Origin of the sequence: Paraburkholderia sp. BR10923 (genome assembly GCF_040948765.1) — a bacterium.
Lineage (GTDB): Bacteria > Pseudomonadota > Gammaproteobacteria > Burkholderiales > Burkholderiaceae > Paraburkholderia > Paraburkholderia youngii.
The window spans coordinates 19,222-45,386 of the sequence record NZ_JBFPKO010000022.1 but is presented as its reverse complement, the minus strand read 5'-3'; the positions used below and the strand labels follow the sequence as shown (position 1 = coordinate 45,386).

24 protein-coding genes are annotated in these 26,165 nt (G+C 64.4%); 8 read left to right on the top strand and 16 right to left on the bottom strand.

What is annotated here, in order from left to right; all coding sequences use genetic code 11:
* Positions 1-17 precede the first annotated feature (17 nt).
* Positions 18-611 (top strand): nitroreductase family protein, encoded by a 594-nt coding sequence (locus tag AB3X94_RS31065; RefSeq protein ID WP_176110172.1) that lies wholly within the window; start codon positions 18-20, stop codon positions 609-611.
* A 42-nt stretch (positions 612-653) separates the two neighbouring features.
* Here AB3X94_RS31065 and AB3X94_RS31060 read toward each other — a convergent pair whose 3' ends face one another.
* On the bottom strand, positions 654-2,177 hold the full coding sequence (locus AB3X94_RS31060; protein WP_368613571.1) for an MFS transporter: 1,524 nt from the start codon (positions 2,175-2,177) through the stop codon (positions 654-656).
* A 188-nt stretch (positions 2,178-2,365) separates the two neighbouring features.
* Here AB3X94_RS31060 and AB3X94_RS31055 point away from each other — a divergent pair, with 188 nt between their 5' ends.
* The gene (locus AB3X94_RS31055; RefSeq protein ID WP_176110176.1) at positions 2,366-3,616 is read left to right on the top strand and encodes an Hsp70 family protein; all 1,251 of its coding nucleotides are present in this window, start codon (positions 2,366-2,368) and stop codon (positions 3,614-3,616) included.
* 135 nt (positions 3,617-3,751) lie between these two features.
* Here the strand turns inward: AB3X94_RS31055 and AB3X94_RS31050 are convergent, their stop codons facing one another.
* The gene (locus tag AB3X94_RS31050) at positions 3,752-3,955 is read right to left on the bottom strand and encodes a cold-shock protein (protein ID WP_013090665.1); all 204 of its coding nucleotides are present in this window, start codon (positions 3,953-3,955) and stop codon (positions 3,752-3,754) included.
* A 430-nt stretch (positions 3,956-4,385) separates the two neighbouring features.
* On the opposite strand from AB3X94_RS31050, the gene AB3X94_RS31045 reads away from it, so the two are divergent.
* Positions 4,386-5,981: an APC family permease gene (locus AB3X94_RS31045; protein ID WP_176124300.1), complete on the top strand. Its 1,596-nt coding sequence runs from the start codon at positions 4,386-4,388 to the stop codon at positions 5,979-5,981.
* Positions 5,982-6,104: 123 nt separating this feature from the next.
* On the opposite strand, the gene AB3X94_RS31040 is transcribed toward AB3X94_RS31045, so the two are convergent.
* From AB3X94_RS31040 to AB3X94_RS31010, 7 genes are all read right to left on the bottom strand, one after another.
* A complete protein-coding gene (locus tag AB3X94_RS31040) occupies positions 6,105-6,896 on the bottom strand; it encodes a class III extradiol ring-cleavage dioxygenase (protein ID WP_368613570.1) in 792 nt (263 codons plus the stop codon).
* Positions 6,897-7,030: 134 nt separating this feature from the next.
* Positions 7,031-7,633 (bottom strand): UbiX family flavin prenyltransferase, encoded by a 603-nt coding sequence (locus tag AB3X94_RS31035; RefSeq protein WP_176110182.1) that lies wholly within the window; start codon positions 7,631-7,633, stop codon positions 7,031-7,033.
* 40 nt (positions 7,634-7,673) lie between these two features.
* On the bottom strand, positions 7,674-7,985 hold the full coding sequence (grxD, locus tag AB3X94_RS31030; RefSeq protein WP_008918687.1) for a Grx4 family monothiol glutaredoxin: 312 nt from the start codon (positions 7,983-7,985) through the stop codon (positions 7,674-7,676).
* 112 nt (positions 7,986-8,097) lie between these two features.
* The gene (gene prmC, locus AB3X94_RS31025; protein ID WP_368613569.1) at positions 8,098-8,985 is read right to left on the bottom strand and encodes a peptide chain release factor N(5)-glutamine methyltransferase; all 888 of its coding nucleotides are present in this window, start codon (positions 8,983-8,985) and stop codon (positions 8,098-8,100) included.
* A 10-nt stretch (positions 8,986-8,995) separates the two neighbouring features.
* On the bottom strand, positions 8,996-10,078 hold the full coding sequence (gene prfA / locus AB3X94_RS31020; protein WP_176110186.1) for a peptide chain release factor 1: 1,083 nt from the start codon (positions 10,076-10,078) through the stop codon (positions 8,996-8,998).
* 120 nt (positions 10,079-10,198) lie between these two features.
* Positions 10,199-11,485 (bottom strand): glutamyl-tRNA reductase, encoded by a 1,287-nt coding sequence (gene hemA, locus AB3X94_RS31015; protein WP_176110189.1) that lies wholly within the window; start codon positions 11,483-11,485, stop codon positions 10,199-10,201.
* 79 nt (positions 11,486-11,564) lie between these two features.
* Positions 11,565-12,275, bottom strand: coding sequence for a response regulator transcription factor (locus AB3X94_RS31010; RefSeq protein WP_368613568.1), 711 nt, complete (start codon positions 12,273-12,275; stop codon positions 11,565-11,567).
* A 229-nt stretch (positions 12,276-12,504) separates the two neighbouring features.
* Here AB3X94_RS31010 and AB3X94_RS31005 point away from each other — a divergent pair, with 229 nt between their 5' ends.
* From AB3X94_RS31005 to AB3X94_RS30995, 3 genes are read left to right on the top strand one after another with little or no spacing between them, the layout of a single operon-like run.
* Positions 12,505-12,771: a hypothetical protein gene (locus tag AB3X94_RS31005; protein WP_368613567.1), complete on the top strand. Its 267-nt coding sequence runs from the start codon at positions 12,505-12,507 to the stop codon at positions 12,769-12,771.
* Between the two features lie 18 nt (positions 12,772-12,789).
* Positions 12,790-14,604 (top strand): aminopeptidase P family protein, encoded by a 1,815-nt coding sequence (locus tag AB3X94_RS31000; RefSeq protein ID WP_368613566.1) that lies wholly within the window; start codon positions 12,790-12,792, stop codon positions 14,602-14,604.
* A 34-nt stretch (positions 14,605-14,638) separates the two neighbouring features.
* Positions 14,639-15,262, top strand: coding sequence for an HAD family hydrolase (locus tag AB3X94_RS30995; protein ID WP_176110197.1), 624 nt, complete (start codon positions 14,639-14,641; stop codon positions 15,260-15,262).
* A 14-nt stretch (positions 15,263-15,276) separates the two neighbouring features.
* On the opposite strand, the gene AB3X94_RS30990 is transcribed toward AB3X94_RS30995, so the two are convergent.
* The 7 genes from AB3X94_RS30990 to ychF all read right to left on the bottom strand — a co-directional run bounded on the left by AB3X94_RS30990 (position 15,277) and on the right by ychF (position 24,243).
* On the bottom strand, positions 15,277-16,401 hold the full coding sequence (locus AB3X94_RS30990) for a DUF748 domain-containing protein (protein WP_368613565.1): 1,125 nt from the start codon (positions 16,399-16,401) through the stop codon (positions 15,277-15,279).
* A gap of 164 nt (positions 16,402-16,565) precedes the next feature.
* Positions 16,566-18,230: an energy-dependent translational throttle protein EttA gene (ettA, locus tag AB3X94_RS30985; RefSeq protein WP_152853645.1), complete on the bottom strand. Its 1,665-nt coding sequence runs from the start codon at positions 18,228-18,230 to the stop codon at positions 16,566-16,568.
* Positions 18,231-18,546: 316 nt separating this feature from the next.
* Positions 18,547-19,626, bottom strand: a complete 1,080-nt coding sequence (locus tag AB3X94_RS30980; RefSeq protein WP_368613564.1) for a sn-glycerol-3-phosphate import ATP-binding protein UgpC — start codon at positions 19,624-19,626, stop codon at positions 18,547-18,549.
* Between the two features lie 50 nt (positions 19,627-19,676).
* Positions 19,677-20,522 carry a sn-glycerol-3-phosphate ABC transporter permease UgpE gene (gene ugpE / locus AB3X94_RS30975; protein ID WP_368613563.1) on the bottom strand — a complete coding sequence of 282 codons (846 nt, stop codon included), beginning with the start codon at positions 20,520-20,522 and terminating at the stop codon, positions 19,677-19,679.
* Entirely contained in the window at positions 20,519-21,403 is an 885-nt protein-coding gene (gene ugpA, locus AB3X94_RS30970) for a sn-glycerol-3-phosphate ABC transporter permease UgpA (protein ID WP_018433769.1), read from the bottom strand. Before ugpA ends, ugpE begins: the two co-directional genes overlap by 4 nt.
* A 75-nt stretch (positions 21,404-21,478) precedes the next feature.
* Entirely contained in the window at positions 21,479-22,804 is a 1,326-nt protein-coding gene (gene ugpB, locus AB3X94_RS30965) for a sn-glycerol-3-phosphate ABC transporter substrate-binding protein UgpB (RefSeq protein ID WP_176110206.1), read from the bottom strand.
* Between the two features lie 344 nt (positions 22,805-23,148).
* Complete coding sequence (gene ychF, locus AB3X94_RS30960) at positions 23,149-24,243, bottom strand: redox-regulated ATPase YchF (protein ID WP_176110208.1); 1,095 nt, start codon at positions 24,241-24,243, stop codon at positions 23,149-23,151.
* A 274-nt stretch (positions 24,244-24,517) separates the two neighbouring features.
* On the opposite strand from ychF, the gene AB3X94_RS30955 reads away from it, so the two are divergent.
* On the top strand, positions 24,518-24,880 hold the full coding sequence (locus AB3X94_RS30955) for a hypothetical protein (RefSeq protein ID WP_368592795.1): 363 nt from the start codon (positions 24,518-24,520) through the stop codon (positions 24,878-24,880).
* A gap of 87 nt (positions 24,881-24,967) precedes the next feature.
* Complete coding sequence (locus AB3X94_RS30950) at positions 24,968-26,140, top strand: UbiH/UbiF family hydroxylase (protein WP_368613562.1); 1,173 nt, start codon at positions 24,968-24,970, stop codon at positions 26,138-26,140.
* The last annotated feature ends 25 nt before the right edge of the window (positions 26,141-26,165 follow it).

Sequence of the window (26,165 nt, the reverse complement as noted above, 5' to 3'; positions counted from 1 at the left end):
TCTACCGAGAGAAGCGCATGGCCAAGAAACCTGCCTCAACCGAAGTTGCCATTCACGAGCTGATTGCAGGCCGCTGGAGCCCGCGCGCGTATTCGAGCGAGCCGGTGAGCCGCGATCAATTGCGCGCCGTCCTCGAAGCGGCGCGCTGGGCGCCGTCCTCGTATAACGCGCAGCCCTGGCGTTTTGTCGTATTCGATCGCAGCGCCGATGAAGTCGCGTTCAAGAAGGCTTTCGCCACGCTGGTGCCGTTCAACCAGGGCTGGAATGCGTCCGCGCCGGTGCTGATTGCGGTGACCGCGCACACCTTGACCAACAAGGGCGACGTCAATCGCTGCGCGCTCTATGACGCGGGCGCGGCGGCGATGTCGCTGGTGCTGCAGGCGCACGCGCTCGGCCTTGCCGCGCACCAGATGAGCGGCTTCGACGTGAACGCGTTCCGAACCACCTTCGAATTGCCGCAAGACGTCGAGCCGATCGCGATGATCTCGCTTGGCCATTACGGCGACGTCGACAAACTGGACCCGGTCCTGCGCGAACGCGAGAAGGCGCCGCGTCAGCGCGTGGCGCTCGCGGAAATCGCGTACGGCGGCGGCTGGAAGAAGGCGTTCTGAGCAACGGACTCGCGGCGCTTGCCGCGTGACTTCGCCAGGCAGTCAGGTACGCGCGGCACGGTCCGCGCGTTTTTCATCGGCGCGGTGCACGCCGTACTCTTCATCCGTCACGCTCGACAGCGGCGCCGCCACATGCTCGAGCGACTTGCGCTCCGCGTCGACACCCCAGATCGCCGCGGCGAGCGCCGCCGCTAGCATCAACCCCGAGCCCACCAGGTAGCCCGAAAACACTTCGCTGCGCTGATGCGTGTCGATCAGCCGACCGAAAAACGCCGGCCCGATGATGCCGCCGAGCGCGGTGCCGAACGCATAGAAAACCGCAATCGCGAGCGCGCGGATTTCGAGCGGAAACGATTCGCTGACGGTCAGATACGCGGAACTCGCGGCCGCCGACGCGAAGAAGAAAATCACCATCCAGGCGACCGTCTGCGTGACGACGGTCAGCAGTTGCTGCTCGAACAGATAACCCGACAGCGTCAGCAGGATCGCCGACATCGCGTACGTCGCGGCGATCATCTTGCGTCGGCCGATCACGTCGAATAGCCGCCCGAGCACGAGCGGCCCCAGGAAATTGCCGAGCGCGAAAGGCAGCAGATACCAGCCGATGTCGCCGCCCGGCACGTGATAGAAGTCGGTGAGGACCAGCGCGTAGGTGAAAAAGATCGCGTTGTAAAAGAATGCCTGCGCGGTCATCAACGTGAGACCGACCAGCGAGCGGCGCCGGTGCAAGTTGAACAGCGTATGGAACACCTCGCGCAACGGCGTATGGTCGCGAGCGCGCAGGCGCAGCCGCGTGAGGCCGTCGTCGGCGAGCGTATGGCCGTCGTCGCGAAAACGCGTTTCGATGCCCTCGACGATCGTCCGTGCATCGCGCTCGTCACCGTGCGTGAGCAGCCAGCGGGGGCTTTCGGGTATCCAGATGCGCATCGGCAGAATCCCGAGCGCGAGCACCGCGCCGATGAAAAAGCACGCGCGCCAGCCCCAGTCGGAAGGCAGCAGATGCGGGTCGAGCAGCACCAGCGAGCCCGCGGCGCCGAGCCCCGCGCCAACCCAGAAAGTGCCGTTGATACCGAGGTCGGTCCAGCCGCGCACGCGTGCCGGCGTGAATTCCTGGATCGTCGAGTTGATCGCCGTATATTCGCCGCCGATACCCGCACCGGTCAGGAAACGGAACAGCATGAAGCTCATCAGATTCCACGACAGCGCGGTTGCCGCGGTCGCGGCCAGATAAAGCGTCAGCGTGATGAAAAAGAGCTTGCGGCGGCCGAGTCGGTCGGTCAGCCAGCCGAAACCGAGCGCGCCGAGCACCGCGCCTGCAATGTACGCGCTGCCGGCGAGGCCGACGTCGGCATTCGAAAAGCGCAGCGCCGGGCTGGTTTTCAGCGCGCTCGCGACCGCGCCGGCAAGCGTCACTTCGAGCCCGTCGAGCAACCACGTCACGCCGAGCGCGACTACGATCAGCGTGTGAAAGCGGCCCCACGGCAGGCGGTCTAGCCGCGACGGCAGGTCGGTTTCGATCAGCATGGCGTGGTAGTCATCGACGGCGGCGGTGGGCGGCACGCTCATGACGCGAAGTCTCCTCGATGGCGAAATGGGGCGGCGTATCCGGTCGGACGCAGCAAGATTCGTTCCGCGCCACGATTTCACGCGATCTTGCCGCGGTCCCGTCAGCTTCAGTTGATGCTGCCGGAGTTTTCGTGATACAAAGCCGCTCCCCTTTCTGTGCGCGCCAGCCGTGAGCGGCCATTCCTGCCATGAACTATTGCGCGATTGACTTCGGTACTTCCAATTCGGCCGTGGCGATTCCGAGCGGCCCGCAGCTAAAGCTGGCGCCGGTCGAAGGCGCGTACACGACGCTACCCACCGCGGTCTTCTTCAATACCGACGAAAACACCACCGAATTCGGGCGCGCGGCGCTTGCCGCCTACATCGACGGTTTCGACGGCCGGCTGATGCGCTCGATGAAAAGCATTCTCGGCTCGCCACTCGCCGAAAATACGACCGATCTCGGCGATGGCAGTGCGATCAAGTACACCGACGTGATCGCGACGTTTCTGACCCATCTGAAGCGCGCGGCCGAAGCGAGCGCCGGCGGCGCGATCGACCGCGCGGTGCTGGGCCGCCCGGTGTTCTTCGTCGACGACGATCCGCGCGCCGACCAGATGGCGCAGCAACAGCTCGAAGCCGCTGCGCGCACGGTCGGCTTGCGCGACATCCACTTTCAGTATGAACCGATCGCGGCTGCGTTCGATTATGAATCGCACCTGAGCGCCGAAGGACTCGTGCTTGTGGCGGACATCGGCGGCGGTACGTCGGACTTTTCGCTCGTGCGAGTGGGGCCGGAGCGGATGAAACGCGTCGAGCGCAAGGACGACGTGCTCGCGCATCACGGTGTGCACGTCGCGGGTACGGACTTCGACCGCCGGGTCGAACTCGTGACGATCCTGCGCGAGCTCGGTTACCAATCGCTCGATCCGCAAGGGCGCGAAATCCCGAACCGGATTTATTTCGATCTCGCGACCTGGCATCTGATCAACACCGTCTACACGCCGAAGCGCGTCAGCGAACTCGCGCTGATGCGGCACCTTTTCACCGAGACGAAGCACCACGACCGGCTGATGCGCGTGGTCGAGCAGCGTTTTGGGCACGCGCTCGCGGCGCACGCGGAAGAGGCGAAGATCGGCGTGGCAGCGGGCGGCGAGACCGTGATCGATCTCGAGCAAGTGGAAGAGGATCTGCGCCTTGCCTTCGACGAAGCACAACTCGTCAAAGCCGGCGAGGATGAAACGCGACGCATCGTGCAGGCTGCGCGCGATACGGTGCAGGCGGCGGGTGTCGCACCGCGCGATCTCGACGCGATTTATTTCACCGGCGGCTCGACCGGCCTCGCGTTTCTGTCGGGCGCGCTGGCGGCGGCGTTTCCGGATGCGAAAGCGGTGTTCGGCGATCGTCTCGCGAGCGTGGCGACCGGCCTCGGTATTCATGCCCGACGCGTGTTCGGATAATCGCGAATAATCGGAAAATAATCCGCCGCGAATTGCGAATGCGGCAAATTTAATCCATTGATTCGGATTTGCCGCCGATAAATAAAAAAACCCCGCCAAGGCGGGGTTTTTTGCGTCCAGAAGGAAGCTAGAAGCTTACACCGGCTTGATGTTAGCTGCTTGCTTGCCCTTCGGGCCCGTCTTCACTTCAAACGTGACCTTCTGGTTTTCTTGCAGCGTCTTGAAGCCATCGACGCGAATTTCCGAGAAATGCGCGAACAGATCTTCACCGCCGCCGTCCGGAGTGATGAAGCCAAAGCCCTTAGCGTCGTTGAACCACTTGACGGTACCGGTTTCCATATTACTTTTTCCTAAAAATGGTGAATAAGGCCGAAGCCCGGGGTGCATGAAAATCAAGGAAGGGGGTAATGGGACCAACCGGAGTACCGTTGATGGGCGAACTACGAAAGAACCACTTCACTCGCCACTTGAAATCCTGCTGGAACGTTATACGGCGAATTGGGACGAAGGTCAACAGTCTGCACGAAACTTTGCTGGATTATTGCAAAGATGTCTTACAAAGCTTGCGCCTCGGGCTGGTTTTTTGCTAGGGAGAACCCTTAGTCGGCCGGCGGTTTCCCTGCAGCAACCCGGTGCAACCGTTAAACTACGCGCCGCGCGTCGGTTGCACCTGTTCCGCATCTGGACGCGCTTGCATGCGCGTCACCCCGTTGCCACCGCCACAAGCGATGTCACGCGGTGCCGACATGGTTCTGATTTAGGAGAAGAGGTGAAAAGTTCTATACAACGGAACATCGGGCCATTCGCGCTGATGCTGACCGGTCTCGGTTCGATCATCGGGTCCGGCTGGCTGTTCGGCGCGTGGAAGGCTGCAAAGATTGCCGGTCCCGCTGCAATTTGCGCATGGATCATCGGCGCGGTCGTGATTCTCGCGATTGCACTGACCTACGCGGAACTCGGCGCGATGTTTCCGGAATCTGGCGGGATGGTGCGCTATGCGCGCTACTCGCACGGCGCGCTGGTCGGTTTCATCAGCGCGTGGGCCAACTGGATCGCGATCGTGTCGGTGATCCCGATCGAAGCCGAAGCATCGATCCAATACATGAGTACGTGGCCCTATCCTTGGGCGCATGCGCTCTTCGTCGACGGATCATTGACCACCAACGGCCTGTTGTTGTCCGCCGGCCTCGTGATCATCTACTTCCTGCTCAACTACTGGGGCGTCAAGCTGTTCGCGCGCGCCAATTCGGCGATCACGATCTTCAAGTTCCTGATTCCGGGCGCGACGATCGTCGGTCTGATGATGACCGGCGTCCACACCGAGAACTTCGGCCAGACGGGCACGTTCGCGCCGTACGGCTGGTCGGCGGTGCTGACTGCGGTCGCGACGAGCGGGATCGTGTTCGCGTTCAACGGTTTCCAGAGCCCGGTCAACCTGGCCGGTGAAGCGCGCAACCCGGCCAGGAGCGTGCCGTTCGCGGTGATCGGCTCGATCCTGCTCGCGCTCGTGATCTACGTGCTGCTGCAGATCGCGTACATCGGCGCCGTTAATCCGGCCGACGTGGTGAAGGGCTGGAGCCACTTCAACTTCGCTTCGCCGTTCGCGGAACTGGCGATTGCGCTGAACCTGAACTGGCTGGCGTTCCTGCTGTACGTCGACGCGTTCGTGAGCCCGAGCGGCACCGGTACGACCTATATGGCGACCACGACGCGGATGATCTACGCGATGGAGCGCAACAACACGATGCCGAAAATTTTCGGCCAGGTGCATCCGTTCTACGGCGTGCCGCGTCAGGCGATGTGGTTCAACCTGTTCGTGTCGTTCATTTTCCTGTTCTTCTTCCGCGGCTGGAGCTCGCTCGCGGCGGTGATCTCGGTCGCGACGGTGATCTCGTACCTGACCGGCCCGATCAGCCTGATGGCGCTGCGCCGCGCGGCAACCGATCTCGAGCGTCCGCTGCACATCGCCGGCATGAAGGTGATTGCGCCGTTCGCGTTCGTCTGCGCGTCGCTGATCCTGTACTGGGCGAAGTGGCCGCTGACCGGCGAAATCATTCTGCTGATGGTCGTCGCGCTGCCGGTGTACTTTTATTTCCAGGCCCAGCAGGGCTTCGAGGGCTGGGGGCGTGACCTGAAGGCAGCCTGGTGGCTGGTCGCGTATCTTCCGATCATGGCGATCCTGTCGCTGATCGGCAGCAAGGAGTTCGGCGGCTTCGGCATCCTGCCGTACGGCTGGGACATGCTCGTCGTGATCGCCTTCTCGTTGGTGTTCTACTTCTGGGGCGTGAACAGCGGCTACCGTTCGGAGTATCTGGACGAGCGGCTCGTGCACGACGAAGTGCTCGAAGGTATCGGCGCGCACTGAGCGTTCGCCGCAACCGAAGGGGCCGCTCGAAGCGGGTCCTTCGCGATAGAAAAAAAGCCCGCCTGATCGATGATCAGGCGGGCTTTTTCGTTGGTCGTTGCGGCTGGCTGGTTCCGCGGCGGATCAGGCGGTGGCGGTGCCGAACACGTAGTTGGTCATTGCGAGCGAACGCTGGTAGGTGCCGAGCGACTGGATCGCAAGCGAATAGTCGTCGTCGGCGGCGCCGAGGGCGGCGAACACCGGCAACAGATGCTCGTCGGTCGGATGCATCAGCACCGCGTGCGGCGCCTGGCGGCGATAGTCGAGCAGCGCGTCGATATCGCGCGCGACGAGCTTGTCTTCGAACCAGTCGGTGAATTCGCTCACGCGCGGATCGGCGTCTTCCGGGCGAGCGGAGAAATCGGCGGCGCGCAGGTTATGGGTGATCTGACCGGAGCCGACCACCATCACGCCTTCGTCTTTCAGCGCGCGCAGCGCCCGGCCGACGCGGAAATGATGCGCGGCGTCCTTGTGCAGTTGGATCGACAGTTGCGCGACCGGCACGTCCGCCTGCGGGAACATCAGCAGCATCGGCACCCATGCGCCGTGGTCGAGCCCGTGCGGCTGCACGTCCGCGACGATGCCGCTCGCGCCGAGCAGCGCGGCGGCGCTGCGCGCGACATCGGGTGCGCCCGGTGCCGGGTATTGGATTTCGTAGAGCTGACGCGGAAAGCCATAAAAATCGTGGATGGTTTCAGGCGCCGTCGCGATGCTGGCGAGTGGCTGGGCGGTGCCCCAGTGCGCCGACAACATCAGAATCGCCTCGGGACGCGGCAATTGGGTGCCGAGCGCGCCGAACTCGGCGGACGGCATCGAAGGATCGATCGGCAACGTGGGCGAGCCGTGGGACAGGAAAAGCGAAGGTAAGCGGTTCATGACTGCAATGGGGCCGTGACAGCACGGCACTGAGAAATTGGGTTGCTACCAATATAGGTCCGCACGCTAGCTTGATAAATGGGCTCGCGGGGAATTGATTGTGTCGCGAACGTTGTTAATTCGCGTTGCCGCGTCTAATCCTGCGCGTCCCGCAGTCCTTGCCATGCCGGCGACAACGCCGGTCCCAGCGCAAACAGATCGAGCACGCGTGCGACCGTATGGTCGACCATCTCGTCGATCGAAGCAGGCTGGTTATAGAACGCGGGCAGAGGTGGGAAGATCACGCCGCCCATCTCGGTGACGGCAGTCATATTGCGTAGATGCGCGAGGTTCAACGGCGTTTCGCGCACCAGCAGCACGAGGCGGCGACGCTCCTTCAGTGTCACATCGGCGGCGCGGGTGATCAGATTGTCGGCGAAACCGTGCGCGATGCTCGCGAGCGTTTTCATCGAGCAGGGCGCGACGATCATGCCGTCAGTCGCGAACGAGCCGGACGCGATGCTCGCGCCGACGTCGCGCACCGAATGGACGACATCCGCGAGCGGATGCACGTCTTCTTTGCCCAACTGGAGTTCATGCTGGATGTTGAGCCAACCCGCGCTCGAAATCAGCAGGTGGCTCTCGACGCCGCCGAGCCGCCGCAGCGTCTCGAGCAGCCGGATGCCGTAGATGGCGCCGGTGGCGCCGGTAATTGCGACGATCAGCCGGCGGGGCGCCGCGGTGCGTGCTTGCTGCATGGCTTGCGGCGCCTGATAAAGCGAACGAAGCGCAGAGCGCTCAGGCCGCGGCGAACAGCTGCTGCAGTTCGCCCGATTCGTACATCTCCATCATGATGTCCGAGCCGCCGATGAATTCGCCCTTCACGTACAACTGCGGAATGGTCGGCCAGTTCGAGAACACCTTGATGCCCTGACGGATTTCGTCGTCTTCGAGCACGTTGACGGTCTTGATTTCACCGACGCCGCACGCTTTCAGGATCTGGATGGCACGGCCGGAAAAACCGCACATTGGGAACTGGGCCGTGCCCTTCATGAAGAGAACGACGTTGTTGCCGTCGACGATTTGCTTGATGCGTTGTTGCGTATCCATGACTGACCTTGCGGTTCCGATAAAGGATGGGAATAGGCTGAAATGATAGCGGATTTCGCTACGGGCGGCCGCAGCCGCGTCGCGCCTGGGGTTTTAGCCTCGGCGACCGCCCTCAGGCCGCCGCGGCGCGCAACACGCCCCCGCTGATGCGCTCGATACCGGCGAGATCGCGCTCCGAGCGGACCTCGGCAAAACCGCCCGTGCTCAGCAACGCTCGCACGGCTTCAGCCTGGTCGTAGCCATGTTCGATCCAAAGCGCGCCATCGGCGGCGAGACGCTCGGGGGCACCGGCGACGATCGCGCGGATCGCGCTGAGGCCGTCGGCCTCGTCGGTGAGCGCGCCGCGCGGCTCGAAGCGCAGATCGCCTTCGGCCAGATGCGGGTCGCCGCTCGCGATATACGGCGGATTGCTGACGATCGCGTCGAAGCGCGGCGCGGCGTCGAGCGAGGCGTACCAGTCGCTGTGCAGGAACGTCACGGCGCCGCCGGGGCGCTTCGCGTCGAGCAGGCGCGCGCCGTTGCGCGCGGCGACGACGAGCGCGTCGGCCGAGCGGTCGAGTGCCCAGACCTGGGCGTCAGGCCGCATCGACGCGATCGCCACCGCGATTGCGCCGGTTCCGGTACCGAGATCGAGCACACGTGGGCGCGGCCGGGTTTCGATCGCCGCGAGCGCGGTCTCCACCAGCAGCTCGGTTTCGGGACGCGGAATCAGCACGTACGGCGTGACTTCAAATTCGAGCCCGAAGAACTCGCGCGCGCCGATGAGTTGCGCGACCGGCTCGCCGGCCATGCGCCGCGCCTCCAGCGCGCGATAACGCTCGACGCTCGCCCGCTCGAGCGGCTCCTCGCCGCGAGTGATCAGCTGCGTGCGCCGCCAGCCGAGCACATGGGTGAGCAGAATCCGCGCTTCGAGCGGCGGCAATGGCGATGCGCGCAATAGCGCGTCGGCCGTCGCGGGCGGAGCGGCGGGGTCTAGCGGGTTTGGGGAAGCGTCGGTCATTGGCGGGGCGTCAGTCCGCGTCGCCGAGCGAGGCCAACAGCTCGGCCTGATGCTCGCTGACGAGCGCCGCGATCAGTTCTTCGAGATCGCCGTCCATGATCGCGTCGAGGCGATACAGCGTCAGGTTGATGCGGTGATCGGTGAGGCGCCCCTGCGGGAAGTTGTAGGTGCGGATGCGCTCCGAGCGGTCGCCCGAGCCGATCAGGTTCTTACGCGTCGCCGCCTCCTTCGTCTGCTGCTCGTGCGTTTGCTTATCCTTGATGCGCGCTGCGAGCACTTTCAGCGCGCGGTCCTTGTTCTTGTGCTGCGAACGGTCGTCCTGACATTCGACGACGATGCCCGTCGGCAAGTGCGTGACGCGCACTGCCGAGTCGGTCTTGTTGATGTGCTGGCCGCCCGCGCCCGACGCGCGGAACGTGTCGATACGCAGATCGGCCGGATTGATCTCGACCTCGCCGATCTCGTCCGCTTCCGGCATCACCGCGACCGTGCAGGCCGAAGTATGGATGCGGCCTTGCGTTTCGGTGGCCGGCACGCGCTGCACGCGATGCCCGCCGGACTCGAATTTCAGCTTCGAATACGCGGCATCGCCGGCAATTCGCACGATGACTTCGCGATAGCCGCCGAGATCCGATTCGCTCGCCGACATCATCTCGACCTGCCAACGATTGCGCTCGGCATAGCGCAGATACATGCGCAGCAGATCGCCAGCGAACAGCGCGGATTCGTCGCCGCCGGTGCCGGCTCGGATTTCGAGGAAGATGTTGCGCTCGTCGTTCGGGTCCTTCGGCAGCAGCATTTTCTGCAGTTCGACGCCGAGCGTTTCCATACGATCGCGCGCCGCGCGGATTTCCTCTTCGGCGAAATCGCGCATCGACACGTCGGCGAGCAATTCCTGCGCGGTGGCTGCGTCGTTCTGCGCCTGGCGCCACAGCCCGTAATGCTCGACGACCGGGCCGAGCTCCGCGTGTTCGCGCGTGAGCTTGCGGTATTGGTCGAGGTTGGCGGTGATGTCCTCGCGGCTCAACAGGTCGTTCAGTTCGGCCAGCCGGGTGGTGAGCTGGTCGAGCTTGCGTTGCATGCTCGTTTTCATCGGGCGGGTAGCGGAGCGGACTCCGGAAAGGATGCGGCGAGAGGAACGGGCGAATGCCCGGGGCGGAAGCACTTCGCGAGCCACGGCGGTGGCGCGCGGGGTGCGGCGAGCACTGCGCCGCTAACGCTCGGAAGAGCCGGGGTGTTTGTAGAATCCGCTCATCAGCTCGATCAGCTTGTCACGGTTGTCGCTGCTCGCGCGGTTCAACGCGTGAGTAGGACCATGGATCAGCTTGTTGGTGAGCGACTGCGACAGTGCCTCGAGCACTGCAGCCGGGTCGTCGCCGCGCGCGAGCATTTTCTGTGCGCGTTCGACTTCCGCGCGGCGCAGCGTGTCGGCCTGCGTGTGCATGTGGCGGATCACGGGCACGATGCTGCGCGCGTCGAGCCACTGCATGAAGTTCTGCACGCGCGTTTCGATGATCGCTTCGGCCTGCGCGACCGCGGCCTGGCGCGACGCATTGCCTTCGCGGACGATCGCGCCGAGGTCGTCGACGGTGTACAGGAACACGTCTTCGAGCTGGCCGGCTTCGGGTTCGATGTCGCGCGGCACCGCGAGGTCGACCATGAAAATCGGCCGGTGACGGCGCGCCTTGACCGCGCGCTCGACCGCGCCGAGACCGATGATCGGCAGCGTGGACGCCGTGCACGACACGATGATGTCGAACTCGTGCATCCGGGAGGGCAGCTCGGAGAGCGGAATGGCGCGGCCGTTGAAGCGCTCGGCGAGCCGCATGCCGCGCTCAGCCGTGCGGTTCGCGACGACGAGTTCACGCGGATGCTGTGCGGCGAAATGCGTCGCGCAGAGCTCGATCATTTCTCCGGCACCGATGAACAGCACGCGCTGGTTCGCGATCTTGTCGAAAATGCGTTGGGCGAGGCGTACTGCGGCGGCGGCCATCGATACCGACTGCGCGCCGATTTCAGTAGTGCTGCGCACTTCCTTTGCGACGGCGAAGGTGCGCTGGAATAACTGATTCAGGTAGGTGCCGAGTGCGCCGGCTTCGGAGGCGGTGCGGACCGCGTCCTTCATTTGCCCGACGATCTGCGTCTCGCCGAGCACCATCGAATCGAGCCCCGACGCGACGCGGAACGCATGCCGCACGGCTTCGGACTGCGGCAGCGCGTAGACGTGCGGCGCGAGTTCATCGATGGGGAGATTGTGGTACTTCGACAGCCACTGGACCGAGGCTTCGCGTACTGCGAGGTCGTCGGTCGCGCAGTAGAGTTCAGTGCGGTTGCAGGTGGAAAGAATTGCCGCTTCGGGCGCGTTGGGGGCCATGCGGCCCAGCCAGATGCCTTTGAACGTATCCAGAGCGGGCTTGATCTGTTCGAGCGGAAACGCCACGCGTTCGCGCAAGGCGACAGGCGCAGTGTGATGGTTGATTCCGATCGTTAGAAGCTGCATTTGGGGGAGCTATCGTTCAGCCTTATATTATAGCGTTTTCACGATTCTCACATCTTGCACGCCGAATACCCAGCATGCCTCAGCTCTCGCCTGTCTGAGTCTCCGGCGGAATCGCGTCGAGCTGGTAACCGTAACCATAGACCGGCGTCAGCGCGTAGCCAAGTTCCGGACGCAGTTGCAGCTTGCCGCGCACGCGCGACGCGTGAGTGTCGATGGTGCGCGACTTTACGTCGCGCCGGCGCGACCAAACGGTTTCGAGAATATGCGCGCGCGACACCGGTCGCGCCAGATTGTTGAACAGCAGCAGCGCGAGGCGGAATTCCTTTGGCGTCAGGATGACGGTCATCTCACGGAAGGTCACGGCGCAATTCGCCGCGTCGAAGGTATAGCCGCCGATCACGTCGCGCCGACGTTTGGGTGGCCGCCGCAGGCCCGCGCGGCGTTGCAGCGCCTCGACTCGCGCAAGCATTTCGGGGCCGCGCACCGGTTTGCTGAGGCAGTCGTCGGCGCCCGCGTGCAGCGCGGCGACGATCTGGCATTCGCTCGGTGCCGCAATCAGCATCATGATGGGCAGACCTGGCAGAATTAAGCGCGCGCGCGGGATCACGTCTTCGGCGCAATGGTCGCCGGCCCAGCTTTCGGTGATCAGCAGATCGAAAAATTCATCAGTGGCGTGCTGCAGGAAGGTGGCGCTGGTGGTGAAGTGAAGGCACACATGGCCGCCGGCGAAAATGAGCCGGTCGACCAGCTTGGCGTGTTGCAGGTCGGGTTCGATAAGTGCGATACGCATGGCGCTGCGTCAGCCTGGCAACGAGCGGAGCGTGAGGTGTTTTCATCAGGCTTGTAACTTGCCTAAGTACACCCCGACCCCTAAACTCAACCGCGATGCGGAAAGCGCCGTGCTGAACTTCTATAGTTAAAGAGGCCAAAATGCTAGCCTTGGCGGCTCCGTCGTCCTATGAGACGAATCCGAAATTGAACTTGCCTTGTTTCGGCACCCAAGCCGGAGCCCACGCCTGATGGGGTGGCTAGGCATTCTCGTTCTCGGCGCCGTGATCGGCCTCGCGGGCTGGTGGTTGCACCCGCTGCGCAGGGTGAGCCGCGCGCGCTGGTGGGCCGCGCTGTTGGCCGGCGTGCTCGGCGCGAGCGTCGCGCGCATGGCCGGCAACGTGACGGGTCTTTTCCGTGACGGCGACATGCTCGAATGGCCGGTATGCACCGCCGTCGCGCTGATCGCCGTCGCCGTGACGGTCGGTCTCTTTTCGCGCCGGTCAATCCGTCGATGAATCCTTGCAGGTAACTCCATGAACGCCCGACTCCCCGAATCCTCCTCCATTCCCGAGCGCCTCGCGAGCCTGCGCGCCGCGATGGCGCGCGAAGGCATCGCCGCTTACCTCGTGCCGTCGGCCGATCCGCATCTGTCCGAGTATCTGCCAGGGCGCTGGCAAGGCCGCCAGTGGCTGTCGGGCTTCACCGGCTCGGCCGGCACGCTGATCGTCACCGCCGATTTCGCCGGCGTCTGGACCGACAGTCGCTACTGGGAGCAGGCAACCGCGCAGCTCGCCGGCACCGGTGTCGAGCTGATGAAGATGACCGGCGGCCAGCTCACGACGCCGCATTTCGAATGGCTCGCGCAGAATGTCGTGAGCGGCGGCACGGTCGGGGTGGATGGCGCGGTGCTCGGCGTCGCGGCAGCGCGTGCGTTGGGCGCGGCGCTGAACGCGCGCGGCGTGCAACTGCGCACCGACATCGACCTGTTCGAGGCGATCTGGGCGCAGCGCCCGGCGCTGCCTGCCGACGCCGTCTTCGAGCACGCTGCGCCGCAAGCGGGCGTGGCGCGCGCGGACAAGCTCGCGCAGGTGCGTCGCGCGATGGCCGACAATGGCGCGCAGTGGCACTTCATCTCGACGCTCGACGACCTCGCCTGGCTGCTGAACCTGCGCGGCGCCGACGTCAGTTACAACCCGGTGTTCGTCGCGCACGCGCTGATCGGCGTGGATCGCGTGTCCCTCTTTATCGCCGACGGCAAAGTGTCGCCGGCGCTCGCCGACGTGCTCGCGCGCGACGGCATCAGCGTCGAGCCATACGCGAAAGCCGCCGACGCGCTCGCCGCGCTACCAGCCGGCAGCACGCTGCTGATCGACCCGCGCCGCATCACGTACGGCTCGCTGAAGGCGGTGCCGTCGTCGGTCAAGGTGGTCGAGGCGGTCAATCCGTCCACGTTCCTCAAGTCGTGCAAAACCGCCGCCGACGCCGCGCACGTGCGCGACACGATGGAGCAGGACGGCGCGGCCCTCGCGGAATTCTTCGCCTGGTTCGAAAGCGCGCTGGGCCGCGAGCGCATCACCGAACTGACGATCGACGAGCGTCTGACTGCCGCTCGCGCGCGCCGTCCCGGCTTCGTGTCGCTGAGCTTCGCGACGATCGCGGGCTTCAATGCGAACGGCGCGATGCCGCACTATCGCGCGACCGAAGAGTCGCATGCGGTGCTCGAAGGCAACGGCCTGCTGCTGATCGATTCGGGCGGCCAGTACCTGAGCGGCACGACCGACATCACGCGCGTCGTTCCGATCGGCACGCCGAGCAACGAACAGCGCCGCGATTTCACGGTCGTGCTGAAGGGCATGATCGCGCTGTCACGCGCGCAATTCCCACGCGGTATCCGCTCACCGATGCTCGACGCGATCGCGCGCGCGCCGATCTGGCAGGCCGGCGCGGACTATGGCCACGGCACCGGTCACGGGGTTGGCTACTTCCTGAATGTGCACGAAGGCCCGCAGGTGATTTCGCACTACGCGCCGGCCGAACCGTGGACCGCGATGGAAGAGGGCATGATCACGTCGAACGAGCCGGGGCTGTATCGGCCGGGGAAGTGGGGCGTGCGCATCGAAAACCTTGTGCTGAACGTGGCCGCGGAAAAAACCGAATTCGGCGACTTCCTGAAATTCGAAACCCTGACGCTGTGCCCGATCGACACGCGCTGCATCGAGCTCGCGCTGCTGCGCGACGATGAACGCGCGTGGCTCAACGCGTATCACGAGACGGTGCGCGCGCGCCTCACGCCGCATGTATCGGGCGACGCCAAGGCGTGGCTCGAACTGCGCACGCAACCGATCTGAGCGTAGCGGCGACCTTGCAAACGGAGCGTGGTGCATGGCGATCAAGGCAGTAGTGTTCGATTTCGGCGGCGTGCTGATCGACTGGAGTCCCGAGTACCTGTACCGCGAGCTGATTCCCGACGAATCGGAGCGCCGCTGGTTCCTCACGCACGTCTGCTCGATGGACTGGGTGATCCGCCAGGACGGCGGGCAGCCGATCGTCGAAGCCACCGACGAGCTGATCGCGCAGTTTCCCGATCACGAACCGCTGATCCGCGCGTTCTACGAGCGCTGGCATCAAATGGTCGCGGGCGTGCTCGACGACGGCATCGCGCTGATGGAGAAGCTCGAAGTGGCCGAGGTGCCGCTCTTCGGGCTCACCAACTGGTCGGCCGAGACCTTCCCGTATGCGTGGGAGCACTATCCGGTGCTGCGGCGCTTTCGCGACATCGTCGTGTCGGGGCGCGTGAAGCTCGTGAAGCCCGATCCGGCGATCTTCGCCGAGATGCGTCGGCGCATCGAGCTGCAGATGCCCGGCGTCGAGCCGGCCGAGCTCGTCTTCATCGACGACAACGCGAAAAACGCCGAAACTGCTACGGCGCTCGGCTGGCACGGCGTGCATCACACGAGCGCCGCGCAAACGGAAGCGAAGCTGCGCGAGTTGGGCTTGCCGGTTTGAGCTGAGCGCTACCGCTACTGTCCCAGCAGATTCTTCAACGCATTGCCGAGGCCTTTGACGGTCTCCCCCGCACCCTTCGCGACACCTTCGACGCTGACCCCCAGCGCCTTTGCAAACCCCTCGCCGATGCGCTTAAGGATTCCTTCGCGTACCGAGAACTTCGGATCGCGCAGATCGCCGTCGAGCACGAAATGCAGTGTGATGTTGCCGTCATGCGTCTTGAGCGCGGCGACGGCGGCGCGGGTCGGAATCGACATGAACGTCTCGAGCGGATTGTCGGTTTCGGCGAGTTGCAGATTGTGGACCGTCACCGTTCCGGGTGCGTGCAGATGATAGTTGCGCACTGTCGATTCGATCGACAGATCGACCGTACCGCCCGTCACCTGCGCGCGCGTGCCGGCCTTCTTCAGCAGATAGGGATCGAGCATCGCGACGTCGACACCATGCAGCGTGGTCGTCGTCTGCGAATCGCGGCTGGCGATCTTGATCCAACCGTCGAAAGTCACGGTGCCGGTATGCGCCTGACCCTTCAGCGAGCCGCGAACGCTGACATTGGTCGGCTCGGCAAGCGACGGCAGATGCAGATTGTCGACGCTCGCGTTCGCGTTGCTGACCGTGACCTTGAACGGCGGCGGCCCGACGCTCATGTCGTAGAAGTGGAAGTTGCCGTGTTCGAAGCGGATATGGTCGACCAGTTTTTCGCGTGGGATCGACGCCGCCGTGCCGGCGCCGCCCGGATGATCGCCTCGGTTCAGCGATTCGCGCAGGTTCGGCAGCAGATTCAGCGAGCCGTCCTTCGTGCGTAACACGGCCATGTCGAAGCCGCGCACGACGACTTCGCGGATATGCATGCGCCGCGCTATCAGATCGCGCACGTCGGGGGTGATCGTGATTTCGTCGGCGCGTAGCGGTTCGCCCGCCGGCCAGCCTGGCGGCGCTTTCAGCACGACGTGGGTCAGGTGTACCGAAGTGAGGCCGACGTCGATACTGTCGGCGCTGCCGAGCGGGCCGAGCGCCGCGCTGACGCGATTTTTGACTTCCTGTTGCGCGAATTGCATCGCGCCAATCAAGATCAGAATCAACGCCAATAGCATTCCGCCCACGACGACGATCCAGCGCCTGCCCTTCGACATCGCCATGCCTGTGTCTCCTCGTCAACGCGCTGCGCACCGCGCGGCGCCGTGTTGACCGTCTGTCGTGTGCGCGGGACTGTCACGCGCGCCTCCATCAAGTGACGCATAGCAACGCGCATGCCCCGGGGCCCGTCCGGCATTGCGCCAGACGGGCCGGTGCGCCCCGCCTGTTAACGCGAGATCGGCTTGTAGCGCAGACGCTTCGGGCGCGCGCCTTCCTCGCCGAGACGCGCGCGCTTGTCCGCTTCGTATTCCTGGTAGTTGCCGTCGAAGAACGTAACTTGCGAGTCGCCTTCGAACGCGAGAATATGCGTCGCGATACGGTCGAGGAACCAGCGATCGTGCGAGATCACGAGCACCGAACCCGCGAATTCGAGCAGCGCGTCTTCGAGCGCGCGCAGCGTTTCGACGTCGAGGTCGTTCGACGGTTCGTCGAGCAGAAGCACGTTGCCGCCCGCGATCAGCGTCTTCGCCAGATGCAGACGACCGCGCTCGCCGCCGGACAGATTGCCGACGATCTTCTGCTGGTCGCCGCCCTTGAAGTTGAAGCGGCCGATATACGCGCGCGACGGCGTTTCGTACTTGCCGACCGTCAGCACGTCGGCGCCGCCCGAGATCTCCTCGAACACCGTCTTGTTGGCTGCGAGCGCTTCGCGGCTCTGGTCCACGTAAGCGAGCTTGACGGTCGGGCCCTGCACGATCTCGCCCGAATCCGGTTGTTCGCGGCCGGTCAGCATCCGGAACAGCGTCGACTTGCCGGCGCCGTTCGGACCGATGATGCCGACGATCGCGCCGGCCGGAATCTTGAAGCTGACGTTATCGAGCAGCAGACGATCGCCGTACGACTTGCTGACGTTCTTGAACTCGATCACTTCATTGCCGAGGCGGTCGCCGACCGGAATGAAGATTTCCTGCGTTTCGTTGCGCTTCTGGTAGTCCTGGCTGTTCAGTTCCTCGAAGCGGGCGATACGCGCCTTCGACTTCGCCTGACGGCCCTTCGGGTTCTGGCGCACCCACTCGAGCTCCTTCTTGATCGCCTTTTGGCGCGCGGACTCCGACGCTTCTTCCTGCTTCAGGCGCTCTTCCTTCTGATCGAGCCAGCTGCTGTAGTTGCCCTTCCACGGAATGCCGTGACCGCGGTCGAGTTCGAGAATCCACTCGGCGGCGTTGTCGAGGAAGTAGCGATCGTGCGTGACGGCGACCACGGTACCCGGGAAGCGCGTCAGGAACTGCTCGAGCCATTCGACCGATTCCGCGTCGAGGTGATTGGTCGGCTCGTCGAGCAGCAGCATGTCGGGCTTTTGCAGCAGCAGCTTGCACAGCGCGACGCGGCGCTTTTCGCCGCCCGACAGATGCTCGATCTTCGCGTCCCACGCCGGCAGGCGCAGTGCGTCGGCGGCGATTTCGATCTGCTGCTCGGCGCTGCCGTCGGTCGTCGCGAGGATTGCTTCGTACTTCGCCTGCTCGGCCGCGAGAGCGTCGAAGTCGGCGTCCGGCTCCGCGTAGGCCGCGTAGATCTCGTCGAGCTTCTTCTGGGCGTTGAACACGTCGCCGAGGCCTTCCTCGACCGCTTCACGCACGGTTTTCTGCGGATCCAGTTGCGGCTCCTGCGGCAGATAGCCGATGTTCAGATTCGGCATCGGCGTGGCTTCGCCTTCGATCTCCGTGTCCACACCGGCCATGATGCGAATCAGCGTCGACTTGCCCGAGCCGTTCAGACCGAGCAGGCCGATCTTCGCGCCGGGGAAGAACGATAGCGAAATGTCTTTGAGGATCTGGCGCTTGGGCGGCACGATTTTGCCGACCCGGTTCATGGTGAAAACGTATTGGGCCATTTGCTTGCAGTAGACGTTGACGATGCCGGCCGCGTGCGGGCGGGCAGTCGGGGTTGAATGGGTAATCGGTGTGAGGGCCGGGCGGAACACCCGGCGCCGGCCGGCGCGGCGCCGGATTCGACGACGCTGCCACGCGCGGCATGTGGTTCAGGTGGCATTGTACTTCGCCCGGCGGGGGCCGGGCGGCAGGGCGGACCGCTGGCGGGCCGCTTCACGCACCGGGTGGTGCGCTATTTGCGCGCACCGTGTCGCCGATCTTCGGAGCCGTTGCGCGACGCCGCCGTGCCGGAGCAGGCGGCGGCGTTCAGCCGCGGTGTCAGTTCGCGCGCCGTCCCGTCACCGGATCGAAGAAGTGCAGATGTCGTGCGGGCAGCGCGAGTTGCAGCGTCTCGCCCGCCGCCGGACGATGAGCGTGCGGCAGTCGCGCGGTCACGTCGTGCTTGCCCCAGCGGCCGTGGGCGAGATTGTCCGCGCCGAGAATCTCGCAGGAATCGACGGTGAGCGTCGCATCGGCCGTGCCGGGGCTCAGATGCTCGGGGCGAATGCCGAGCGTCCATTCGCGGCCCGTCGCGACTTCGCGGCCGATCGACGGCACGCCCGCGAGCGGCAGCTTCGGGCCGTTGCCGGCGACGTCGAAGGTCGAGCCGTCGTCCGAAATCCGGCCTTCGAGCAGGTTCATCCCCGGCGAGCCGATGAAGCTCGCGACGAACACCGTCGCCGGCCGCTCGTAGACTTCGGTCGGCGCGCCGATCTGCTCGGCGTGGCCCTTGTTCATCACGATCACGCGTTGCGCCAGCGTCATCGCTTCGATCTGGTCGTGCGTGACGTACAGGCTCGTGGTCTTCAGGCGCGCATGCAGGCGCTGGATTTCGAGGCGCATCTGCACGCGCAGACGCGCGTCGAGATTCGACAGCGGTTCGTCGAACAGAAACACCGCCGGTTCGCGCACGATCGCGCGGCCCATCGCGACGCGCTGGCGCTGTCCGCCCGACAGTTCGCGCGGCTTGCGCTGCAGCAGCGCGCCGAGTTCGAGAATCTGCGCGGCGGCTTCGACGCGTTTCGCGATCTGCGCGCGATCGACGCCCGCGATCTTCAGCGCGTAACCCATGTTCTCGGCCACGCTCATATGCGGATACAGCGCGTAGTTCTGGAACACCATCGCGATGTTGCGATCCTTCGGCTCCAGGTCGTTGACGACCTTGCCGGCGATCGAGATGCTGCCGTCGGAGATGCGCTCGAGGCCGGCGACCATCCGCAGCAACGTCGATTTGCCGCAGCCGGACGGGCCGACCATCACGACGAATTCGCCGGCGGCGACGTCGACGTCGATGCCGTGCAATACGAACTGTTTGCCGTCGTAGGTTTTCTTAACGCCTTGCAGAGTCAGTGCAGCCATGCGGTTCTAGCCTTTAATTTTGAGTGCTTGTCGCGGTCCGCCATACCGGATCACTTTTCCGAGTCCACGAGGCCGCGCACGAACCAGCGCTGCATCGTCAGCACGACGGCGAGCGGCGGCAGCATCGCGAGCAGTGTGGCCGCCATCACCAGATGCCATTCGGTCGCGGTATCGCCCGAGGCGATCATCCCCCTGATGCCGATCACCGCGGTGGTCAGCGACTGCTGGCTCGTGATCAGGATCGGCCACAGATACTGGTTCCAACCGTAGATGAACGTGATTACGAAGAGGGCGGCCATCGTGGTCCGCGACAGCGGCAGCACGACGTCCCAGAAGAAGCGCAGCGCGCCCGCGCCGTCGATGCGCGCGGCCTCCATCAGCTCGTCGGGCAGCGTCTTGAAGAACTGGCGGAACAGGAATGTCGCCGTCGCCGACGCGATCAGCGGCAGCGTCAAACCGGTGTACGTATTGCTCAGATGCATCGACGACACCACCTGCACGGTCGGAAAAATCCGCACTTCGACCGGCAGCATCAGCGTGATGAAAATGAGCCAGAACGCGGCCGTGCGAAACGGAAAGCGGAAGTAGACGATCGCGTACGCGGAGATCATCGACACGGCGATCTTGCCCACCGCGATCACGAGCGCCATCACGAGGCTGTTGAGCAGCATGCGGTTGAACGGCGCCGCCGCGTTGCCGGTGCCCTGCGTCCAGATCGTGACGATGTTTTCGAACAGGTGCGTGCTGGGCACGAGCGACAGCGGCACTGTGAACACCTCGTGCTCGCTCATCGTCGCCGCGCAGAACGCGACGTACACCGGAAACACCACCAGCGCGACGCCGATGATCAGCACCGCGTGACAGAACAGGTCGAAACCGCGTCGGTTCTCGATCATGAGTATTGAACCCTGCGTTCGATGAAGCGGAATTGCACGACGGTCAGCGCGACGACGATGATCATCAGCACGACCGACTGCGCGCCGGAGCTGCCGATGTCGAGCCCCTGGAAGCCTTCGGCGAAGATCTTGTAGATCAGCGTGCGGGTTGCCTGGCCCGGTCCGCCGCCGGTCGCCGCGTCGATCACCGGGAAGGTGTCGAAGAACGCGTAGGTGATGTTGATCACCAGCAGAAAGAACGTGGTAGGCGACAGCAGCGGCAGCGCGATGCCGAAGAAGCGCCGCACCGGACCGGCGCCGTCGATCGCGGCCGCCTCGATCAGCGAGCGCGGAATCGCCTGCAGCCCCGCGTAGAAAAACAGGAAGTTATAGCTGATCTGCTGCCAGACCGACGCGAGCACGACGAGGAACATCGCCTGACCGGGGTTCAGCGCGTGATTCCACACGACGCCGTATTTCGCGAGCGCGTACGTGACGAGGCCGATGCTCGGGTTGAACAGGAACGACCACAGCACCGCGGCGATCGCGGGCGCGACCGCGTACGGCCAGATCAGCAGCGTTTGATAGGCCTTCGCGCCGCGCGTCACGCGGTCCGCACAGACCGCCAGCAACAGCGAGATCACGAGGCCCGACACGGTGACGAGCGTGCAGAACACGATCGTCGTGTTGAACGACGCGAGATATAAAGGATCGGCGAACAGCTGCTTGAAGTTCGCGAGTCCGACGAACTCGCTCGACGTGCCGAACGCGTCCTGAGTTTGCGTCGATTGCCAGAGCGCGACGCCGGCCGGCCACAGGAAGAACACCAGCGTGATGATCAGCTGCGGCGCGACGAGCAGGTAGGGCAGCGCGCTGGTGCCGAAGTAAGAGCGCTTATCCATCGGGATTCTCGAGATGTGTTGCAACGACTTCGGGTTCCGGCGCAAGAGCGCCGGAACCCTGCCAGAGGGCGATGCTTAGCTACCGGCCTTTTCGAAGCGGCGCAGCAGTTCGTCGCCGCGCGAGACGGACGAATCGAGCGCCTGTTGCGGCGTCTTCTTCTCCGCCCACACCTGCTCGAGTTCTTCGTCGATCACGGTGCGAATCTGTGGCATGTTGCCCAGACGCAGACCCTTCGTGTACGGCAGCGGCGGCTTGTTCAGCATCTGGCGGATCGCGGTGTCGCTGCCCGGGTTCTTGTCGTAGAACCCCTGCTGGCGCGTCAGATCATATGCGGCGGTCGTGATCGGCAGATAGCCGGTGTCCTGATGCCACTTCGCGGCGACCGGCGGCGTGGCCAGATACGCGAGGAACTTTGCGACGCCCTTGTAGACGGCCGGATCCTTGCCCGACAGCACCCACAGGCTCGCTCCGCCGATGATCGCGTTCTGCGGCGCGCCCTTCACGCTGTCGTCGTACGGCATCATGCCGGTGGCGAAGCTGAACTTCGCGTATTTCTTGATCGTCGCGAGCGAGCCCGACGAGTTCGTGATGATGCCGCAGTCGCCGCTATAGAACTTCGACATCGCCTCGTCCTTGCGGCCGACGTAGGTGAACGTGCCGTCCTTCGCCATGCCCTGCAGGAACTGGATGTGCGCGACCTGAAGCGGCTTGTTGAATTCGACCTGCGCGTCCATGCCGTCGAAGCCGTTGTTACGCGACGCGAACGGCGCCGCATGCCACGCGCTGTAGTTCTCGAGCTGAATCCAGCTCTGCCAGCCCGACGAATAGCCGCACGACATGCCCGAGGCCTTCAGCTTCTGCGCATCGGCGTGCAACTCGGCCCAGGTCTTCGGCGGCTGGTTCGGATCGAGGCCGGCCTTCCTGAACGCATCCTTGTTGTAGTACAGCACCGGCGTCGAGCTGTTGAACGGCATCGAGATCAGCTCACCGGTTTTCGAGTCGCTGTAATAGCTGGCGATGGTCGGCACGAAGGCCTTCTGATCGAGCGGCACGCCCGCGTCCTTGAAGACCTGCGTGACCGGGACGATGGCTTTCTTCGCCTGCATCATCGTCGCGGTGCCGACTTCATAGACCTGCAGGATGGCCGGCGCGTTGCCGCTGCGATAGGCGGCGATGCCGGCGGCGAGGGTCTGGTCGTAGGTGCCTTTGAAGACCGGCACGATCTTGTAGTCGCTTTGCGATTTGTTGAAGTCGTTCGCGATGTCGTTCAGACGTTCACCCAGTGCGGCTTCCATGGCATGCCAGAACTGGATTTCGGTCGCGGCGTGAGCCGCCTGGCTGACGCCTATGCTCAATACAGCGGCGACGGAAAGTGAGCGGAACAGCGGCTTGTAATTCATCGATTTATCTCCTGTTCATAAGGGCGCGGACGCGAATCGCGCGATTCTATTTGTGTTCGATGACATTCCGGCGTCGGATGCCGGGTGGCGCGGACCGTGCATGACGGCGCGCCGGAAGCCGAAATTTAGCATCGGCTGTTATGGAAAGGAAACAAATGGGCGGTGGTTCGGGAAGATCGCGGGCCATGCAGAGCATGGCGAGGTGCCGGATAGTGTGTTCCGCGACCATTACCATGTTTGATATTTGACGCGTTGCGCAAGTCGTAGCGCGCAAACAAAAAAGCCCGCAACCCCTGAGGGGTCGCGGGCCTTACTCGGGCAGCGCAGTGTGCGCCGCTTCGCTCTTACACGTTGAACAGGAAGTTCATCACGTCGCCATCGTGCACGACGTACTCCTTGCCTTCCGCGCGCATCTTGCCGGCTTCCTTCGCGCCTTGTTCACCCTTGTAGGTGATGTAGTCGGCGAAGCTGATCGTCTGCGCGCGGATGAAGCCGCGCTCGAAGTCCGTGTGGATCGCGCCGGCCGCCTTCGGCGCCGTATCGCCGATGTGGATCGTCCACGCGCGCACTTCCTTCACGCCGGCCGTGAAGTAGGTGTGCAGGCCGAGCAGTTTGTAGCCCGCCCGGATCACGCGGTTCAGGCCCGGCTCTTCCATGCCCATGTCGGCGAGGAATACTTCCATGTCGGCTTCGTCGAGGTCGGCGATGTCCGCTTCGACCGCCGCGCACACGGCCACGACCGGCGAGCCTTCCGCGGCCGCGAACTTCGTGACCGCGTCGAGGTGCGGATTGTTCTCGAAGCCGTTTTCCTTCACGTTGGCGACATACATGGTCGGCTTCGCGGTGATCAGGCAGAAAGGCTTGAGCGTGGCCTTTTCTTCGTCGCTCAGATCGAGCGCGCGGACCGGCTTCGCCTGGTTGAGTTGGGCGCGGACCTTCTCCAGCACCGCCGCGTTCTTCACGGCTTCCTTGTCGTTGCCGGACTTGGCCGCCTTGGAGTAGCGCGCGAGCGCCTTTTCGACGGTGCCGAGGTCGGCAAGCGCGAGTTCGGTGTTGATCACCTCGATGTCCGACAGCGGATCGACCTTGTTCGCGACGTGAATCACGTTGTCGTCCTCGAAGCAGCGCACGACGTGTGTGATCGCATCGGTTTCGCGGATGTTCGCGAGGAACTGGTTGCCGAGGCCTTCGCCCTTGCTCGCGCCGGCCACCAGACCCGCGATGTCGACGAACTCGACCACCGCCGGCAGGATGCGTTCCGGCTTGACGATTTCGGCAAGCGCCTTCAGACGGGTGTCCGGCACCTCGACGATGCCGACGTTCGGCTCGATCGTGCAGAACGGATAGTTCTCAGCGGAGATGCCCGCCTTCGTGAGTGCGTTGAACAGGGTGGACTTGCCGACGTTAGGCAGGCCGACGATGCCGCATTGGAGGCTCATGGAAATCCTTCAGTGAATCAGTAGGTTGCGTGATGCGCTCGACGCTGCGCGCGAATTCGGAAAGCCTTCGCGTTAGAAGGGGCGCGGCAGGCTCAGCGGAGCGGACAAGTCACCGAATCGGGGCGTTGGCTCGACGATTGAGTGCGAGTTTTCACGGAAAGCGCAATTGTAACCCGTTCGCCCGCGCGGACCGGGCGGCGCATTCGCGCATCGCCACGGTAGAATCGTCAGTTCAAAGCCGGCAGAGCTCCATTTCCGGAGGACCAGCGTGCGAATGATGAGATGGGTCGGAATTGGCGTCGCCGCCGCGATCGTGGTGGGCGTGGTCGCGGCATGGGTCGCGCCGGATTTCGACGAAGCCCAGGCAACCACCGACCGTCAGACGATCGACTGTTTGTCGACCCACCTGTCGCACGCAGATCGCGCCGACATCGCACGGTTCGCTGACAAGAACGACTACGACTCGTTGTGGAGCGTGTTCGACCGCGTGTTCCCCGACTGCGCGGTGCGCAGCGATCAGCGCGATCGCAAGGCCGAGCTCGAGGCGGCCGCATGGCGCAACCTCTCGTCTGATCGCGATTTCATGCGCATGCGCGAGGCGAACGCGGCGCTCGCGGCGAGCGCCGCGACGCGTTAGCACGACCCATCAGGGGCCCGCGCATGGAGCCCAAATGCCCGCGCCCGTCGATCCGTCCCCCGCACCCCCCGCGGCTATAATGCGCGCATGAACGCACACCACCAGACCTTTGATGCCGCCGTGATCGGCGGCGGGCTCGTCGGCAAGACCGCGGCGCTCGCGCTCACGCAAGCCGGACTGCGCGTCGCACTGCTCGCGCAGCCTTGCGCGGCGCTGCCGGCGGGTGCTGCCTTCGACTCGCGCGTCTATGCGTTGTCGTCGAGTTCGCAGGACTTGCTCGAACGGCTGCGGGTCTGGCAGGCGCTCGATCACTCACGGCTCGGTCCCGTCTACGACATGCGCGTCTACGGCGACGCGCACGCCGAACTGCATTTCTCCGCGTTTCAGGCATCGGTGCCGCAGCTAGCGTGGATCGTCGAGTCGTCGGTGATCGAGCGCGCGCTCGATGCCGCGCTGCGCTTCCAGCCGAACCTCACATGGATCGACACGCGCGCGCAGGCACTCGATTTCTCCGTCGACAGCGCGAGCATCGGCCTCGCGAACGGCAACGTGCTCGAAGCGGACCTGGTAGTCGGCGCGGACGGCGCGCACTCGTGGGTGCGCGCGCAGATCGGCTCGAGGATGGTACGCCGCGACTACCGGCAGATCGGCGTGGTCGCCAATTTCAAGGCAGCGAAACCGCACGGCGAAACCGCGTATCAGTGGTTCCGCGACGGCGAGATCATCGCGTTGCTGCCGATGCCTGACGGCCACGTGTCGCTGGTCTGGTCGGCCCGCACCGAACACGCCGAGCAATTGCTCGCGCTCGATCCCGAGCGGCTCGCCGCCGAAGTCGAGCACGTGAGCGGTGAACAGTTCGGCGCGCTCGAGTGTGTCACGCCCGCGCAGGGCTTCCCGCTCGCGCTGCAAACCGTCGACCGGCTGGTCGCGCCGCGTGTCGCGCTGGTCGGTGATGCCGCGCATCTGATCCACCCGCTGGCAGGGCAGGGCATGAACCTCGGCTTGCGCGACGTCGCCGCGCTCGCGAGCACGATCGGCGGCAAGGAGTCGTTTCGCGATCTCGGCGACATGGTGCTGCTGCGTCGCTACGAACGCGCGCGCCGCGAAGACATCCGCGCGCTGATGATCGCCACCGACGGCCTGCAGAAACTGTTTTCGGTGCCCGGTCCGCTCGCGCGCGCCGTGCGCAATACCGGCATGGCGTTCGTCGGCGCGCAGCCGTTCATCAAGCGCTGGCTCGTGTCGGCCGCGCTGGGGTAAACCGCAACGAAGCGTCGCGCGGATA

Excerpts from the sequence above, each read along its gene's own strand:
- AB3X94_RS31065 (WP_176110172.1), top strand. The coding sequence starts at position 18 with ATGGCCAAGAAACCTGCCTCAACCGAAGTTGCCATTCACGAGCTGATT.
- AB3X94_RS31060 (WP_368613571.1), bottom strand. The coding sequence starts at position 2,177 with ATGAGCGTGCCGCCCACCGCCGCCGTCGATGACTACCACGCCATGCTG.
- AB3X94_RS31055 (WP_176110176.1), top strand. The coding sequence starts at position 2,366 with ATGAACTATTGCGCGATTGACTTCGGTACTTCCAATTCGGCCGTGGCG.
- AB3X94_RS31050 (WP_013090665.1), bottom strand. The coding sequence starts at position 3,955 with ATGGAAACCGGTACCGTCAAGTGGTTCAACGACGCTAAGGGCTTTGGC.
- AB3X94_RS31040 (WP_368613570.1), bottom strand. The coding sequence starts at position 6,896 with ATGAACCGCTTACCTTCGCTTTTCCTGTCCCACGGCTCGCCCACGTTG.
- AB3X94_RS31035 (WP_176110182.1), bottom strand. The coding sequence starts at position 7,633 with ATGCAGCAAGCACGCACCGCGGCGCCCCGCCGGCTGATCGTCGCAATT.
- grxD (WP_008918687.1), bottom strand. The coding sequence starts at position 7,985 with ATGGATACGCAACAACGCATCAAGCAAATCGTCGACGGCAACAACGTC.
- prmC (WP_368613569.1), bottom strand. The coding sequence starts at position 8,985 with ATGACCGACGCTTCCCCAAACCCGCTAGACCCCGCCGCTCCGCCCGCG.
- prfA (WP_176110186.1), bottom strand. The coding sequence starts at position 10,078 with ATGAAAACGAGCATGCAACGCAAGCTCGACCAGCTCACCACCCGGCTG.
- hemA (WP_176110189.1), bottom strand. The coding sequence starts at position 11,485 with ATGCAGCTTCTAACGATCGGAATCAACCATCACACTGCGCCTGTCGCC.
- AB3X94_RS31010 (WP_368613568.1), bottom strand. The coding sequence starts at position 12,275 with ATGCGTATCGCACTTATCGAACCCGACCTGCAACACGCCAAGCTGGTC.
- AB3X94_RS31005 (WP_368613567.1), top strand. The coding sequence starts at position 12,505 with ATGGGGTGGCTAGGCATTCTCGTTCTCGGCGCCGTGATCGGCCTCGCG.
- AB3X94_RS31000 (WP_368613566.1), top strand. The coding sequence starts at position 12,790 with ATGAACGCCCGACTCCCCGAATCCTCCTCCATTCCCGAGCGCCTCGCG.
- AB3X94_RS30995 (WP_176110197.1), top strand. The coding sequence starts at position 14,639 with ATGGCGATCAAGGCAGTAGTGTTCGATTTCGGCGGCGTGCTGATCGAC.
- AB3X94_RS30990 (WP_368613565.1), bottom strand. The coding sequence starts at position 16,401 with ATGGCGATGTCGAAGGGCAGGCGCTGGATCGTCGTCGTGGGCGGAATG.
- ettA (WP_152853645.1), bottom strand. The coding sequence starts at position 18,230 with ATGGCCCAATACGTTTTCACCATGAACCGGGTCGGCAAAATCGTGCCG.
- AB3X94_RS30980 (WP_368613564.1), bottom strand. The coding sequence starts at position 19,626 with ATGGCTGCACTGACTCTGCAAGGCGTTAAGAAAACCTACGACGGCAAA.
- ugpE (WP_368613563.1), bottom strand. The coding sequence starts at position 20,522 with ATGATCGAGAACCGACGCGGTTTCGACCTGTTCTGTCACGCGGTGCTG.
- ugpA (WP_018433769.1), bottom strand. The coding sequence starts at position 21,403 with ATGGATAAGCGCTCTTACTTCGGCACCAGCGCGCTGCCCTACCTGCTC.
- ugpB (WP_176110206.1), bottom strand. The coding sequence starts at position 22,804 with ATGAATTACAAGCCGCTGTTCCGCTCACTTTCCGTCGCCGCTGTATTG.
- ychF (WP_176110208.1), bottom strand. The coding sequence starts at position 24,243 with ATGAGCCTCCAATGCGGCATCGTCGGCCTGCCTAACGTCGGCAAGTCC.
- AB3X94_RS30955 (WP_368592795.1), top strand. The coding sequence starts at position 24,518 with ATGATGAGATGGGTCGGAATTGGCGTCGCCGCCGCGATCGTGGTGGGC.
- AB3X94_RS30950 (WP_368613562.1), top strand. The coding sequence starts at position 24,968 with ATGAACGCACACCACCAGACCTTTGATGCCGCCGTGATCGGCGGCGGG.